Raw genomic sequence first — 13,921 nt, 5'->3', positions numbered from 1 at the left:
TCCGTACCGTCATGGCCGGCATACCCGTCGACAGCGCCGCGTTCGCGGCCTTCGACATGCAGGAACTCACCGCCGAAACCTTCGACTCTGGGCTTCAGTCCGCGGGAGAGGAACTGGCCGTGGTGTTTTTCTGGGGGCTCGACTGCTACAACTGCGAGATCGCGAAAAAGGCGATGCTCGCGCAGCCGGACGCGATTCGCGCGCTCGGCCTGCGGTGGTTTCACAGCAATGTCTACGAGCATCGCGATCTCGGCCGGCGCTTCATGCTGCACGGCGTGCCGACATGGTTCTTCTTCCATCGCGGCAAGCGTCTCGGTCGGGCGACCGGCTGGCACGGGCTCGCGCAGTTCGAGGCGGCCGTCGCCGCGGCCCGTGAGAAAATGCGCGCGGCCGGTTCAGGCACGGCCAGCGTAGGCACGGCCGGTCCAGATACGGCCGGCGCAGGCGCGGCGGCTGGCTCGGGCGCGTCCGGCCAAGGCACCGCTGGCGGGACGGGCAAACCGGCCTCGGACAACGGCCGCACCGATTGAAAAAATTTAATGACCGCATCGTATTTGGGGTCTTGAAAACGATGTGGGCGCACTTATGTTGAGTGCAGGGTGAATTTCAGGGCGGGGCGCCCGGTGGCCGGATGGGCCAGCCAGCGATGCCCGCAACGATCAAAGTCAGGAGATTAGTAAAAATGGGCAAAATCATCGGCATCGACCTCGGCACCACCAACTCGTGCGTGGCGCTGATGGAAGGCAACCAGGTCAAGGTGATCGAGAACTCGGAAGGTGCTCGTACCACGCCGTCGATCATCGCCTACATGGACGACAACGAAGTGCTCGTCGGCGCGCCGGCGAAGCGTCAGTCGGTCACGAACCCGAAGAACACGCTGTACGCGGTCAAGCGCCTGATCGGCCGCCGCTTCGAAGAAAAGGAAGTGCAGAAGGACATCGGCCTGATGCCGTACAAGATCGTCAAGCACGATAACGGTGACGCATGGGTCGAAGCGCACGGGCAAAAACTCGCGCCGTCGCAGGTGTCCGCCGAAGTCCTGCGCAAGATGAAGAAGACGGCTGAGGACTACCTCGGCGAGCCCGTCACGGAAGCCGTGATCACGGTGCCGGCGTACTTCAACGACAGCCAGCGCCAGGCCACGAAGGACGCGGGCCGCATCGCCGGTCTGGAAGTCAAGCGGATCATCAACGAACCGACGGCGGCTGCGCTCGCGTTCGGTCTGGACAAGGCCGAAAAGGGCGACCGCAAGATCGCGGTGTTCGACCTGGGCGGCGGCACGTTCGATATCTCGATCATCGAAATCGCGGACGTGGACGGCGAGAAGCAGTTCGAAGTGCTGTCGACGAACGGCGATACGTTCCTCGGCGGTGAAGACTTCGACCAGCGCATCATCGACTACATCATCGGCGAGTTCAAGAAAGAGCAGGGCGTCGATCTGTCGAAGGACGTGCTCGCGCTGCAACGCCTGAAGGAAGCCGCTGAAAAGGCGAAGATCGAACTGTCGTCGGGTCAGCAGACGGAAATCAACCTGCCGTACATCACGGCGGACGCATCGGGTCCGAAGCACCTGAACCTGAAGATCACGCGCGCCAAGCTGGAAGCGCTGGTCGAAGACCTGATCGAGCGCACGATCGAACCGTGCCGCATCGCGATCAAGGACGCAGGCGTGAAGGTCGGCGAAATCGACGACGTGATTCTCGTCGGCGGCCAGACGCGCATGCCGAAGGTGCAGGAAAAGGTGAAGGAGTTCTTCGGCAAGGAACCGCGCCGCGACGTGAACCCGGACGAAGCCGTTGCTGTCGGCGCGGCGATCCAGGGCCAGGTGCTGTCGGGCGACCGCAAGGACGTGCTGCTGCTCGACGTGACGCCGCTGTCGCTGGGCATCGAAACGCTCGGCGGCGTGATGACGAAGATGATCAACAAGAACACCACGATCCCGACGAAGCACGCTCAGGTGTATTCGACGGCGGACGACAACCAGTCGGCCGTGACGATCAAGGTGTTCCAGGGCGAGCGCGAAATGGCGGCGGGCAACAAGCTGCTGGGCGAATTCAACCTGGAAGGCATTCCGCCCGCACCGCGCGGCGTGCCGCAGATCGAAGTGACCTTCGACATCGACGCGAACGGCATTCTGCACGTCGGCGCGAAGGACAAGGCGACGGGCAAGGAAAACCGCATCACGATCAAGGCGAACTCGGGTCTGTCCGAGGCCGAAATCGAGAAGATGGTGAAGGACGCGGAAGCGAACGCGGAAGAAGATCACAAGCTGCGTGAACTGGCGGATGCCCGCAACCAGGGCGACGCGCTGGTCCACAGCACGAAGAAGGCGCTCACCGAGTACGGCGACAAGCTGGACGCGGGCGAGAAGGAAAAGATCGAAGCCGCGCTGAAGGATCTCGAAGAGACGCTGAAGAACGGCTCGAGCGACAAGGCTACGATCGAAGCGAAGATCGAGACGGTTGCAACGGCGTCGCAGAAGCTCGGCGAAAAGATGTACGCCGACATGCAGGCGCAAGGTGCAGCAGGCGCCGCGGGTGCGGGTGGCGCGGCCGGCGCGGAAGCATCGGGCGCGAGCCAGCAGCAGGCCGACGACGTCGTGGACGCCGAGTTCAAGGAAGTGAAGAAGGACTAAGCCGGGTTGCTCTTTAACCGCAAAGCTGCGCATAGCGATATGCGCAGCCCGGCTGCAAGAGGTTGGCGCCTGACGGAAGTCTGCGGCGTTTGACCGGATCACGCGCCTGGCGAGCCTTTTTGGCTCTCCGGGCACATTTGTTTTATGGAGGGCGCGGCTTTTGACCCGTAATTGCGGTCGAGGCCCAAGCCTTACGAGTCGCGAGACTCCAGCATTCAAGAGGAGCCGCCGCGTCGCATTGCGCGGATGGCGTTGAACCGATATGGCGAAACGGGATTACTACGACGTTCTGAGCCTCGCGAAGAACGCGAGCGACGACGAAATCAAGAAGGCTTACCGCAAGCTCGCGATGAAGTATCACCCCGACCGCAATCCGGGCAACAAGGATGCGGAAGAGCATTTCAAAGAGGTGAAGGAAGCCTATGAAATGCTGTCGGACTCGCAAAAGCGCGCGGCCTATGACCAGTACGGCCACGCGGGCGTCGATCCGAACATGGCGGGCGCGGGCGCTCAGGGTTTCGGCGGTTTTGCCGACGCATTCGGCGATATTTTCGGCGACATCTTCGGCCAGGCGGCGGGCGGTGGACGCGGCGGCCGAAGCGGTCCGCAGGTGTATCGCGGCGCCGACCTGCGCTACAGCATGGAAATCACGCTCGAACAGGCCGCGCACGGTTACGATACACAGATCCGCGTGCCGAGCTGGGTGTCGTGTGAAGTCTGTCATGGCTCGGGTGCAAAGCCGGGTACGAAGCCGGAGACGTGCCCGACCTGTAACGGCGCGGGCGCGGTGCGGATGTCGCAAGGCTTTTTCAGCATCCAGCAGACGTGTCCGAAGTGCCACGGCACGGGCACTTATATCCCTGAGCCTTGCACGCACTGCCACGGCGCAGGCAAGACGAAGGAAACCAAGACACTGGAAGTGAAGATTCCGGCAGGCATCGACGACGGCATGCGCATCCGTTCGGCGGGCAATGGCGAACCGGGCATCAACGGCGGTCCCTCGGGCGACCTGTACGTCGAGATTCACATCAAGGCGCACCCAGTGTTCGAGCGCGACGGCGACGACCTGCATTGCCAGATGCCGATTCCGTTCACGAAGGCGGCATTGGGCGGCGAGATCGAAGTGCCGACGCTCGCAGGGCGCGCGAGCTTCACGGTGCCGGAAGGCACGCAGTCGGGCAAGACGTTCCGTTTGCGCAGCAAGGGCATCAAGGGTCTGCGCTCGAGCATCGCTGGCGATCTCTACGTGCATGTGCAGGTGGAAACGCCCGTCAAGCTCACCGAGTCGCAGCGCGAGTTGTTGCAGCAGTTCGAGAAGTCGCTGGTCGAAGGCGGCGCGCGTCACAGCCCGCAGAGCAAGAGCTGGTTCGACCGGGTCAAGAGCTTCTTCGACTAACGCGTTCCGAAGTTGGCGGTATGCATGACGTCTCACGAAACAGCGGCTCACGAAAGCGGCACCGTCTTCGCGTTGCTGGACGACTGCGACTCGACACCGGGTCGCCGGTCGAGCCGGCTCTACACCGGCTTCCGGCACGAGCGCGCCTGCACTGACGTCGCGCAACTGGATGCCGTCTGCGAGGCGGCATCGGCCGATGTGAACGCCGGCCTTTTCGCGGTCGTGCTGGCCGACTATGAATTCGGACAGGCTATGCATCAGAAGACGCAGCGCGCTGCTGGCACGCTGCGTTTTTTGTTGTTCGATTCTTGCCAGAAGATGTCGCGCGACGAGGTCGACGCGTGGCTTGCGCTATACGACAGCGCGGCGGTCGAGCCATCGGTGGCGGGCATCGGCGGCGTCGAGGCGAGCGTCGACGAGCGGGAGTTCACGCAGGCCATCGGCGCTATTCACGACGCCTTGCGCGCCGGCGATTCCTATCAGATCAACTACACGTACCGGCTCGACTTCGATGTGTTCGGCACGCCCGCCGCGCTGTTCCGGCGGGTGCGCGCGCGACAGTCGGTGCATTACGGCGCGCTGATCGCGCTGCCGGACGGCCGTTGGGTCGTGTCCTGCTCACCGGAACTGTTCGTCGAGAAGAAGGGCGCGTCGCTGCGCACACGGCCGATGAAAGGCACCATGCCGCGCTCGGCGGATGCGGCACAAGACCGCGCGGCCGCCGATTTTCTCGCCCACGATCCGAAGAATCGCGCGGAAAACGTGATGATCGTCGATTTGCTGCGCAACGACCTGTCGCGGATCGCCGAGACGGGCACGGTGAAGACGCCGGCGCTCTTTTCGATCGAGCCGTATCAGTCGCTGTGGCAAATGACATCGACCGTCACGGCGACGCTGCGCGCGCGCACTACCTTCGCCGATGTCCTGCGCGCGCTCTTTCCGTGCGGCTCGATCACGGGCGCGCCGAAGCACATGACGATGCAGCTGATCGAGCAGCTCGAATCGACGCCGCGCGGCTTGTACACGGGCGCGATCGGCTGGCTCGATGCGCAGCCCGATCTCGGCGAAGCGGTCGGCCGGCAGTGCGGCGATTTCTGCCTGTCGGTCGCGATCCGCACGCTGACGCTCGGCGCGCCGACGCAGGCCGGCCGGCGGCGCGGCGAAATGGGCATCGGCGCGGGTATCGTGCTCGATAGCGTCGCGCAGGACGAATACGCGGAGTGCAAATTGAAAGCGCGTTTCCTGACGGAAGCCGATCCCGGTTTCCAGCTGTTCGAAACGATGTACGCGACGCGCGACGACGGCGTACGCCATCTCGATCGCCATATCGCGCGGCTTGGAAACAGCGCCCGCTGGCTGGGCTTCGCTTTCGATGAAAAGGCCGTGCGCGCGAAGCTCGCTGCGCAATGCGCCGATCTGCGCGCCGACACGCCGCACCGGATGCGGCTGACGCTCGACAAGACGGGCGCGGTGGAAATCACCTCGACGCTGCTCGTCCCGCTGACGGAGGAAGTGGTCGGCGTGCTGCTGGGCCCCGATCACGGGTTCGCGACGACGCAGGCGGCCGATCCGCTGCTGCTGCACAAGACGACGCGCCGCACGGAATACGATCGCGGCTGGCGCGAAGCCGAAACTCATGATGCGTTCGATACGCTGTTCTTCAACGAGAAAGGCGAGTTGACCGAGGGCGGACGATCAAACGTGTTCGTGAAGCTGGAAGGCTGGTGGTGGACGCCGCCGTTGTCGTCCGGCGTGTTGCCGGGCGTGATGCGCGGCGTGCTGCTCGATGATCCCGCGATGCACGCGGGCGAGCGCGTATTGACTCGGGACGATGTGTCGAACGCAGAAGCGCTGATGCTCTGCAATGCGCTGCGCGGGGCGTTGCCGGCGCGGATTATCGGTTGATCGTTCTGGCCGGCGGATCGTAGAGCGCACGCATCAGCCGTGATGGCGATGAATCAGTCGTCCGATCCACGCGGCGAGACGCTCGTGCCACGTGACGTCGTCGTGCTGATGAGGGTGGCTTGCGTGGTCACGAATGCTCGTGACATCGATCAGGCAGAAGGGGCTCATGGTCGTCTCTTCGTTGACGCGCGGGTCCGCGCGTTGAACAGAGAACGAAGGTAGACGACGGGAATTGCACACCGAATCGCACACCGAATCGCACGCCGAATCGCACACAGATTCGGACCGGTGTTGAAAGAATCCGGACGTCCGGTTCGGCTTCCATCGTCGACTGAACCTCAACAGCAGCGACGGCGGCGCGTGTATCTAGCCGAGACGCCGCCGCATGTGCTCAGAACGTGTGCTCTGCGCCCGGAAACGTGCCGTCCTTCACGGCACGCACATACGTTTCGACGGCAGCCAGAATGCTCGGCTGTCCCTGCATGAAATCCTTCACGAAGCGCGGACGCTTGCCGGGGAAAATACCCAGCATGTCGTGCAGCACCAGCACCTGACCCGAGCAATCGATGCCCGCGCCGATGCCGATCGTCGGAATGCGTAGTTGCTGCGTGACTTCGGCGGCGAGCAGCGTCGGCATCGCTTCCATTACGATCAGTTGCGCGCCCGCGTCCTGCATCGCGCGCGAATCGCGCAGCAGCTGGCTCGCGCCCGCTTCCGTCTTGCCTTGCACCTTGAACCCGCCAAACGCGTGCACCGATTGCGGCGTGAGCCCGACATGCGCGCACACGGGCACCGAGCGCTCGACGAGAAAGCGCACCGTATCCGCGAGCCATTCGCCGCCTTCGAGCTTCACCATCTGCGCGCCCGACTGCATCAGCTTGACGGCGCTCGCGAACGCGTCGGCGGGCGTGCCGTAGGTGCCGAACGGCATATCGGCGACGATCAGCGCGGACGGCTGCGCGCGCGCGACGCACGCCGTGTGATAAGCGATGTCATCGAGCGTGACGGGCAGCGTCGTCGTTTGCCCTTGCAGCACGTTGCCGAGCGAGTCGCCGATCAGCAGAACGTCGACGCCCGCGCGATCGAGCAGCGCCGCGAAGCTCGCGTCGTAGCACGTGAGCATGGCGATTTTTTCGCCGGCGTCGCGCATCGCCTGCAGTTTCGGGACCGTGACGGCGCTGCGGCTCGTCTCCTGCAAATAGGTCATGGGATGTCCGTTGGGAGTGCGGCAGCGCGCTACAGCCAGACGCTATAGCGCGGAGCCTTTGACAAAGAATTCCTTGCGCCCGCGCATCGTTTCGACGCGCTCGACGAGCAGAGCAAGGTCCGCGTCGGAATCGAGCGGATTCAGGTGTTCGGCGTTGACGGTGAGAACCGGCGCGCCGTCGTAGTGATAGAAGAACTCGTTGTACGCGTCGCACAGCGAGCGCAGGTACGCATCGGAGATCTGCAGCTCCATCGGCACCGCGCGCTTCTGGATGCGCGAGAACAGCACCTCGGGGCTCGCCTGCAGATAGATGATCAGATCCGGCGCCGGGCCCGGCACGTCGAGCCGCGCGGACAGCGCGCGGTACAGCTGGTATTCGTCGTCCTGCAGCGTCAGACGCGCGAAGATGTCGTTCTTCTGCGTCATGAAATCGGTGATGAGCGGCGTGCCTGCCGTGCGCAGCGCGTCGATGTCCTGCACCTGCTGCGCGCGCTGCAACGCGAAGCTCAGTTGCGCGGGCAACGCATAGCGCGACGTATCGCGATAGAAGCGTTCGAGAAACGGATTGTCCTGCGGGCGTTCGAACAGCTCGTGCATCGACCAGCGTTGCGCGAGACGGCGCGCGAGCGAGGTCTTGCCGACGCCGATCGGCCCTTCGATCGTCAGATAGCCGTGCGGCGGACGCAGATCGGGTGCGGTGACGGTGAGCGGCGGGGCGGTCATCGGCAGCGAGTTCATCGGCAACCGCCCTTGGGGGCGTTGCCCGCTTCACTGTCAGCGTTTGTTGTCATGCTTGTCGTTGCGTCCGTCGCCGGGTTTGCCGCATTGATCATCGGACATTGACACGCCGACTTCATCTTCTCGATGCGCTGATCCGCGACAGCCGCAAGAAACGAATCGGCGCGGCCGCGTTGCGGAATGATCAGCGTGGGTTCGATTTCGACGAGCGGCACGAGCACGAACGCGCGCTCCGTCATGCGCGGATGCGGCACGATCAGATCCGGTTCGTCGATTGCGTGTTCGCCGTAAAGCAGGATGTCGAGATCGAGCGTGCGCGGCGCGTTGCGAAAAGGGCGCTCGCGGCCGAACTGATGCTCGATCTTGTGGCACAGCGCGAGCAGATGCCGCACGGGCATCGTCGTTTCGAGCTTCACGACGAGATTCAGATAATCGTCGCCGCCCGCGTCGATCGGGGCGGTTCGATAGAAGCTCGATTTCGCGAGCACGGTGATGGTGTGCTGTTGTGCGAGACACACCACCGCGTCTTTCAGGGTCTGGCGCGCGTCCCCGAGATTCGCGCCCAGGCCGAGATAGGCAACCGTCATGGCATAACTTCCTGCAACTTGCGTTCGACAGCGCGCGCCGGAACTGCGTCAGTCGTCACGCGGGCCGTCTTGGCTCGCATCGTTCGCTGCGCGGTTTCCTGAACCCGTGCCGCCCTCCATTCCGTCGCCCTGTTTGCTGCGGTTGCGGCTGCTGCGTCGCCGTCGTTTTCTGGGCGTCCGGTCCTTCCCGCCTTGCGCAAGCAGTGCTTCGCGCGCGGCAGCGTCTCCTTCGATGAACTCCGTCCACCACGAACCGACCGACTCATCCAGTTCGCCCGATTCGCAGCGCAACAGGAGGAAATCATACCCCGCTCTAAATCTTTGGTGTTCCAGCAGCTTCAGCGCGGTCCGGCCCGAGCGTTTTTCCAGGCGATGCTGGAGGCCCCAGATTTCGCGCATGTCCGACGAGAAGCGCTTGTGAATCGCGAGCTTTTCCGTCTGCATGTCGAGCACGTCGTCCATTGCCTGATGCAGCGCAGGCACCGGGTATTCGGCGTTCGTCTGATATTGCTGCCAGCGTTGTTGCACGTCGTGCCACAGGAGCGTCGCGAACAGAAAGCCCGGCGAGACCGGCTTGCCCGCGCGAACGCGCGCGTCGGTGTTGTTCAGCGCGAGCGTGATGAACCGCTCGCCATGCGGCTGTTCGAGCACGACGTCGAGCAGCGGCAGCAGGCCGTGATGCAGACCTTCCTTGCGCAGACGCTGCAGGCACGCGAGCGCATGGCCCGACAGCAGCAGCTTGAGCATCTCGTCGAAGAGCCGCGCGGCGGGCACGTTGTTGATCAGATCGGCGAGATCCGTGATCGGCGCGCGCGTCGCTTCTTCGATTTCGAAATCGAGCTTCGCGGCGAAGCGCACGACGCGCAGCATGCGCACCGGGTCTTCGCGATAGCGCGTGGCCGGGTCGCCGATCATGCGCAACAGGCGCGCGCGCACATCGGACATGCCGTTGTGATAGTCGAGCACCGTCTGCGTCGCCGGGTCGTAGTACATCGCGTTGACGGTGAAGTCGCGGCGTGTCGCGTCTTCGTGCTGCTCGCCCCAGACGTTGTCGCGCAGCACGCGGCCGCTCGCGTCCACGGCATGCGTGCGCCGGTCCAGCTCGTCGCGCTTCAGGCGGCGCGGCGGCGCGGCGCTGACGTCGGCATCGGCGGCCGGCGCGTCGACGAGCGCGCGGAACGTCGACGTCTCGATGATTTCCTGGCCGAACTGCACATGCACGATCTGAAAGCGCCGCCCGATGATGCGCGCGCGGCGAAAGAGCTTCTGCACCTGTTCGGGCGTGGCGTCGGTAGCGACGTCGAAGTCTTTCGGCGCGATGCCGAGCAGCAGGTCGCGCACCGCGCCGCCTACGATGAACGCGCGAAAGCCCGCTTCCTGCAGGCCTTCCGTGACGCGGATTGCGTTGCGCGAAATCAGCGACGGGTCGATGCCGTGAATATCGGAGGAGATGATGACGGGCGCGTCCGGCTCGGGTACGGCTGCTGAGGCCGCTTTGCGGCGCGAGCCGCCTTTCGATGATGCAGCGCTGCCTTTCGACGACGCGGCGGCCGTGCGGCCCGTGCGCGCGCGTTCATGGCCGTTGCCGTCGTGCGGATTGTCGTCGGTTTGAGCGGACGGCGCGGCCTCGCCGGCGGAGTCCGCGTCCTGTCCGAGCAGCTTGCGAATGAGTTTCTTGATCACGTGGGTTGAAAGAGTTCGAGGATGCGCCAGCCGTGCTTCTGCGCGTGAGCGCGCAACGTGTCGTCAGGGTTGGTCGCGATCGGGTCTGTGACCTTTTCGAGCAGCGGGATGTCGTTGTGCGAATCGCTGTAGAAATAGCTGCGCTCGAAGTCCGACCAGGTTTTGCCCAGCGACGCAAGCCATTCCTCCGTGCGCACGATCTTGCCTTCGCGGTAGCTAGGCGTGCCCTTCGGAAAGCCCGTGTAGGCCGAAGCCGGATGGCCGTCGATCGTCTCCACTTCGCACGCGATCAGCTTCTCGACACCGAACGCTTCGGCGATGGGCGCCGTGATGAACTCGTTGGTCGCCGTGACCACGCAGCACAGATCGCCTGCATCTCGATGCTTGCGCACCAGTTCCATCGCGGCCGGGATGATCGCGGGCTTGATCACTTCATGCATGTACTGGTCGTGCCACGCCTTCAGCTGCTCGCGCGAATACTTCGCGAGCGGCGTCAGCATGGCGACCAGGTACGCATGAATGTCCAGCTTGCCGGCCTTGTAGTCGGCATAGAAGCGGTCGTTCTCACGCGCGAAATTCTCGGCGTCGACGATGCCGAGCTTCACCATGAAGCGGCCCCATTCGTGGTCGCTGTCGGTGGGGATGAGCGTGTGATCGAGGTCGAAGAGAGCGAGGTTGGCCATGGGGGACTATTTTACTTGAAGCGGATGACGAGGCTCAGGACGAGACACGGCGCGGGCCGTCGGGCCCGTCGCCGCTGTTGTTGCCATTGTTGCCGCCGTTGCCGGGCGACGCGAGCATCGTGCGCAACAGCGGCAGCGTCACCGCGCGCTTCTGTTCGAGCGAAAACCGGTCGAGCGCGTCGAGCAGCGCCATCAGGCTCGGCATGTCGCGGCGGAAATGGGTGAGCAGATAGGCGGGCACGTCGTCGGCGAGATTGATGCCGCGCTCGCGCGCCGCGTGCTTCAGCACGGCCGCCTTGCCTTCGTCGGCGAGCGGCGCGAGGTGGAACACGAGGCCCCAGCCGAGGCGCGTGCGCAGGTCTTCGCGCACTTCGAGCCCCATCGGCGCGGCGTTGCCCGTCGCGACGAGCGCGCTCGTCGGATGCGCGCGCACTTCGTTGAACAGGTTGAAGAGCGCGATCTGCTGCGCGCCCGACAGACGGTCGCAATCGTCGATCGCATACAGCGCGACGGAAGGGTCGAACGCGAACGCGGCGAGGCTGCTCTGCGGGCCGGCATAGCGTGCGTGTCCCGGCGGCGCTTCGTGCACGAGCGCTTCCAGCAGATGCGTGCGGCCGCTGCCCGTCTCGCCCCACACGTAGAACGTGCGGTCCGCGACGGGGCCCGCCGCGAGCGCCGCGTCCAGTTCGCGCAGGCGCGTAACCAGCTCGGCGTTGGCGCCGGCGAAGAAGTTGTCGAATGTCGATGGCGGCGGGGTGCCGAGATCGAGCGTCAGTTGGCGCGACACGATAGATAAGCCGTAAATGAGCCCCGAATAACCGACAGGCGATCAGTTCTTGTAAAGCGAACTCGACAGATAGCTCTGGCGCAGCTCGCGGAACGCGACCGACAGGACCGCGCTCACGGGCAGCGCGAGCAGCACGCCGAAAAAGCCGAACAGCTGGCCGAACGCGAGCAGTGCGAAGATCACCGCGAGCGGATGCAGGCCGATCCGTTCGCCGACGAGTCGCGGCGTCAGAAAGAAGCTCTCGAGTATCTGGCCGATTCCGTAAACCACGGCGACGGCGCCGAAGCCGTACCAGTTGCCGAACTGCAGCAGCGCGGCGACGAGCGCGAGCGCGAGGCCCGTCGCGAAGCCGATATACGGAATGAACACGGCGAGCCCCGTGAAGATGCCCACGGGCAGCGCGATCTCAAAGCCGGCGATATACAGCGCGACCGCATAGAACACGGCGAGCACGCCCATCACGAGCAACTGGCCGCGCAGGTATTGCGACAGCATGTGATCCATGTCGCGCGCGAGGTGGATCGTCTTCGCGAACAAGCGGCGCGGGATGAAGCCGCGCAGGCGCGCGAGCATCGCGTTCCAGTCGTACAGCAGATAGAACAGCACGAGCGGCACCATCACCACGTTGCCGACGACCGTGATCATCACGTTCGAACTGGTGCGGATCGACGTCCACGCGTACAGCGCAACCGTCTGCGCGCTGCCTTCGAGCTGGCTCATCACCATGTCGCGGATGCTCGCGAAGTCGAGCGGATCGGCGAGTCCCAGCATCGCGAGCTTCGGCTGCAGCCAGAAGTGCAGGTGCGAGAAGAAACCGGGGACCTGCTGCTTGAGCTGCGGCACTTCCTTCTGGATGACGGCGAGCACGAGCAGCACCAGCAGCGTGACGATCAGCACGAACAGCAGCATCATCAGAAGCGCGGCGAGGCCGCGCGGCACGCGCCGGCGCGTGAGCCAGGCGACGCCCGGCTGCAGGATGTAAGCGAGGATCGCGCCGAGCAGGAACGGCGTGAGCACGGGGCTCAGCAGCCAGAGGAGAATGCCCACGGCTAGCGCGATGGCAATCCAGATGAAGGCGCGGCGCTGATACGGCGTGAGGATCGGACTGTTTTGCTGCAAAGCGGATTTCCCAGGTGTCGTGTCGTCGGAGGCGGCGTTTCAAATTCCAGCCACACGGCCGGCATCGGGTAAAATCGCATTTTACCGACCTTCGAGCTCTCCCCTCATGAATCAACCGAAATCCGCCCCGAATTCCCCTGATTCGGCCCAAGGATTGTCGTACCGCGACGCTGGCGTGGACATCGACGCGGGCGACGCCCTCGTCGACGCGATCAAGCCCTTTGCCAAGAAGACGCTGCGCGACGGCGTACTGGGCGGCATCGGCGGTTTCGGCGCGCTGTTCGAGGTTCCGAAAAAGTACAAGGAGCCCGTGCTCGTGTCGGGTACGGACGGCGTCGGCACCAAGCTGAAGCTCGCGTTCCAGCTGAACAGGCACGATACCGTCGGCCAGGATCTCGTCGCGATGAGCGTCAACGACATCCTCGTGCAAGGCGCCGAGCCGCTCTTCTTCCTCGACTATTTCGCGTGCGGCAAGCTGGACGTCGGCACGGCCGCGACCGTCGTCAAGGGCATCGCGACGGGCTGCGAGCTGGCCGGCTGCGCGCTGATCGGCGGCGAAACGGCTGAAATGCCGGGCATGTACCCCGACGGCGAATACGACCTCGCGGGCTTCGCTGTCGGCGCGGTCGAAAAGAGCAAGATCATCGACGGCAGCAAGATCGTGCCGGGCGACGTCGTGCTGGGTCTCGCGTCGAGCGGCATCCATTCGAACGGCTACTCGCTCGTGCGCAAGATCATCGAGCGCGCGCAGCCGGACCTGAACGCCGATTTCGACGGCCGCTCGCTCGCCGAAGCGCTGATGGCGCCGACGCACATCTACGTGAAGCCGCTGCTCGCGCTCATGCAGCAACTCGAAGTGAAGGGCATGGCGCACATCACGGGCGGCGGTCTGGTCGAAAACATTCCGCGCGTGCTGAAAGAGGGCCTGACGGCTGAGCTCGATCATCGGGCATGGCCGCTGCCGCCGCTGTTCGCGTGGCTGCAGAAGCACGGCGGCGTCGCCAACGAGGAAATGCATCGCGTGTTCAACTGCGGCATCGGCATGGCCGTGATCGTGTCGGCCGCCGATGCGGAAAAGGCGATCGGCCTGCTGTCCGCAGCGGGCGAGCAGGTCTGGAAGATCGGCGCGGTGCGCGCGAGCAAGGAAGGCGAGGCGCAGACCGTCGTCGTTTGAGCGCAGC

Annotated in this window: 13 protein-coding genes; 5 read left to right on the top strand and 8 right to left on the bottom strand. The window is 64.4% G+C overall.

The genetic code is table 11. From position 1 onward, the window contains the following. The first annotated feature begins 11 nt into the window (after positions 1 to 11). The 4 genes from VSR68_RS23760 (at position 12) to pabB (ending at position 5,936) form a co-directional block, all read left to right on the top strand. Positions 12 to 530 carry a thioredoxin family protein gene (locus VSR68_RS23760; protein WP_342942174.1) on the top strand — a complete coding sequence of 173 codons (519 nt, stop codon included), beginning with the start codon at positions 12 to 14 and terminating at the stop codon, positions 528 to 530. A gap of 152 nt (positions 531 to 682) precedes the next feature. Next, positions 683 to 2,635 carry a molecular chaperone DnaK gene (dnaK, locus tag VSR68_RS23755; protein WP_342942173.1) on the top strand — a complete coding sequence of 651 codons (1,953 nt, stop codon included), beginning with the start codon at positions 683 to 685 and terminating at the stop codon, positions 2,633 to 2,635. Between the two features lie 262 nt (positions 2,636 to 2,897). Continuing rightward, a complete protein-coding gene (gene dnaJ, locus VSR68_RS23750; RefSeq protein ID WP_342942172.1) occupies positions 2,898 to 4,031 on the top strand; it encodes a molecular chaperone DnaJ in 1,134 nt (377 codons plus the stop codon). Positions 4,032 to 4,055: 24 nt separating this feature from the next. Further along, positions 4,056 to 5,936, top strand: a complete 1,881-nt coding sequence (pabB, locus tag VSR68_RS23745; RefSeq protein WP_342942171.1) for an aminodeoxychorismate synthase component I — start codon at positions 4,056 to 4,058, stop codon at positions 5,934 to 5,936. Positions 5,937 to 5,969: 33 nt separating this feature from the next. Here the strand turns inward: pabB and VSR68_RS23740 are convergent, their stop codons facing one another. The 8 genes from VSR68_RS23740 to VSR68_RS23705 all read right to left on the bottom strand — a co-directional run bounded on the left by VSR68_RS23740 (position 5,970) and on the right by VSR68_RS23705 (position 12,740). Further along, on the bottom strand, positions 5,970 to 6,104 hold the full coding sequence (locus VSR68_RS23740) for a hypothetical protein (protein ID WP_342942170.1): 135 nt from the start codon (positions 6,102 to 6,104) through the stop codon (positions 5,970 to 5,972). 223 nt (positions 6,105 to 6,327) lie between these two features. Further along, entirely contained in the window at positions 6,328 to 7,143 is an 816-nt protein-coding gene (gene panB, locus VSR68_RS23735; protein ID WP_342942169.1) for a 3-methyl-2-oxobutanoate hydroxymethyltransferase, read from the bottom strand. Positions 7,144 to 7,185: 42 nt separating this feature from the next. Next, positions 7,186 to 7,866, bottom strand: coding sequence for a deoxynucleoside kinase (locus tag VSR68_RS23730; RefSeq protein ID WP_342935927.1), 681 nt, complete (start codon positions 7,864 to 7,866; stop codon positions 7,186 to 7,188). A gap of 11 nt (positions 7,867 to 7,877) precedes the next feature. Next, a complete protein-coding gene (gene folK, locus VSR68_RS23725; RefSeq protein WP_342942168.1) occupies positions 7,878 to 8,468 on the bottom strand; it encodes a 2-amino-4-hydroxy-6-hydroxymethyldihydropteridine diphosphokinase in 591 nt (196 codons plus the stop codon). A gap of 48 nt (positions 8,469 to 8,516) precedes the next feature. After that, on the bottom strand, positions 8,517 to 10,151 hold the full coding sequence (gene pcnB, locus VSR68_RS23720; protein WP_342942167.1) for a polynucleotide adenylyltransferase PcnB: 1,635 nt from the start codon (positions 10,149 to 10,151) through the stop codon (positions 8,517 to 8,519). Beyond that, positions 10,148 to 10,834: an HAD family hydrolase gene (locus VSR68_RS23715; RefSeq protein ID WP_152755190.1), complete on the bottom strand. Its 687-nt coding sequence runs from the start codon at positions 10,832 to 10,834 to the stop codon at positions 10,148 to 10,150. The genes pcnB and VSR68_RS23715 overlap by 4 nt, the downstream gene beginning before the upstream one ends. 34 nt (positions 10,835 to 10,868) lie before the next feature. Beyond that, positions 10,869 to 11,621 (bottom strand): DnaA regulatory inactivator Hda, encoded by a 753-nt coding sequence (hda, locus tag VSR68_RS23710; protein WP_342942166.1) that lies wholly within the window; start codon positions 11,619 to 11,621, stop codon positions 10,869 to 10,871. A gap of 42 nt (positions 11,622 to 11,663) precedes the next feature. Continuing rightward, the gene (locus VSR68_RS23705; RefSeq protein ID WP_342942165.1) at positions 11,664 to 12,740 is read right to left on the bottom strand and encodes an AI-2E family transporter; all 1,077 of its coding nucleotides are present in this window, start codon (positions 12,738 to 12,740) and stop codon (positions 11,664 to 11,666) included. Positions 12,741 to 12,846: 106 nt separating this feature from the next. Between VSR68_RS23705 and purM the strand changes: the two genes are divergently transcribed. Beyond that, positions 12,847 to 13,914 carry a phosphoribosylformylglycinamidine cyclo-ligase gene (purM, locus tag VSR68_RS23700; RefSeq protein ID WP_342942164.1) on the top strand — a complete coding sequence of 356 codons (1,068 nt, stop codon included), beginning with the start codon at positions 12,847 to 12,849 and terminating at the stop codon, positions 13,912 to 13,914. The last annotated feature ends 7 nt before the right edge of the window (positions 13,915 to 13,921 follow it).

Origin of the sequence: Paraburkholderia phymatum, assembly GCF_038900715.1 — a bacterium.
Taxonomy (GTDB): domain Bacteria; phylum Pseudomonadota; class Gammaproteobacteria; order Burkholderiales; family Burkholderiaceae; genus Paraburkholderia; species Paraburkholderia phymatum_A.
Note: the sequence above shows the minus strand (reverse complement) of the source record. Positions and strands in the feature narration are given on the sequence as shown.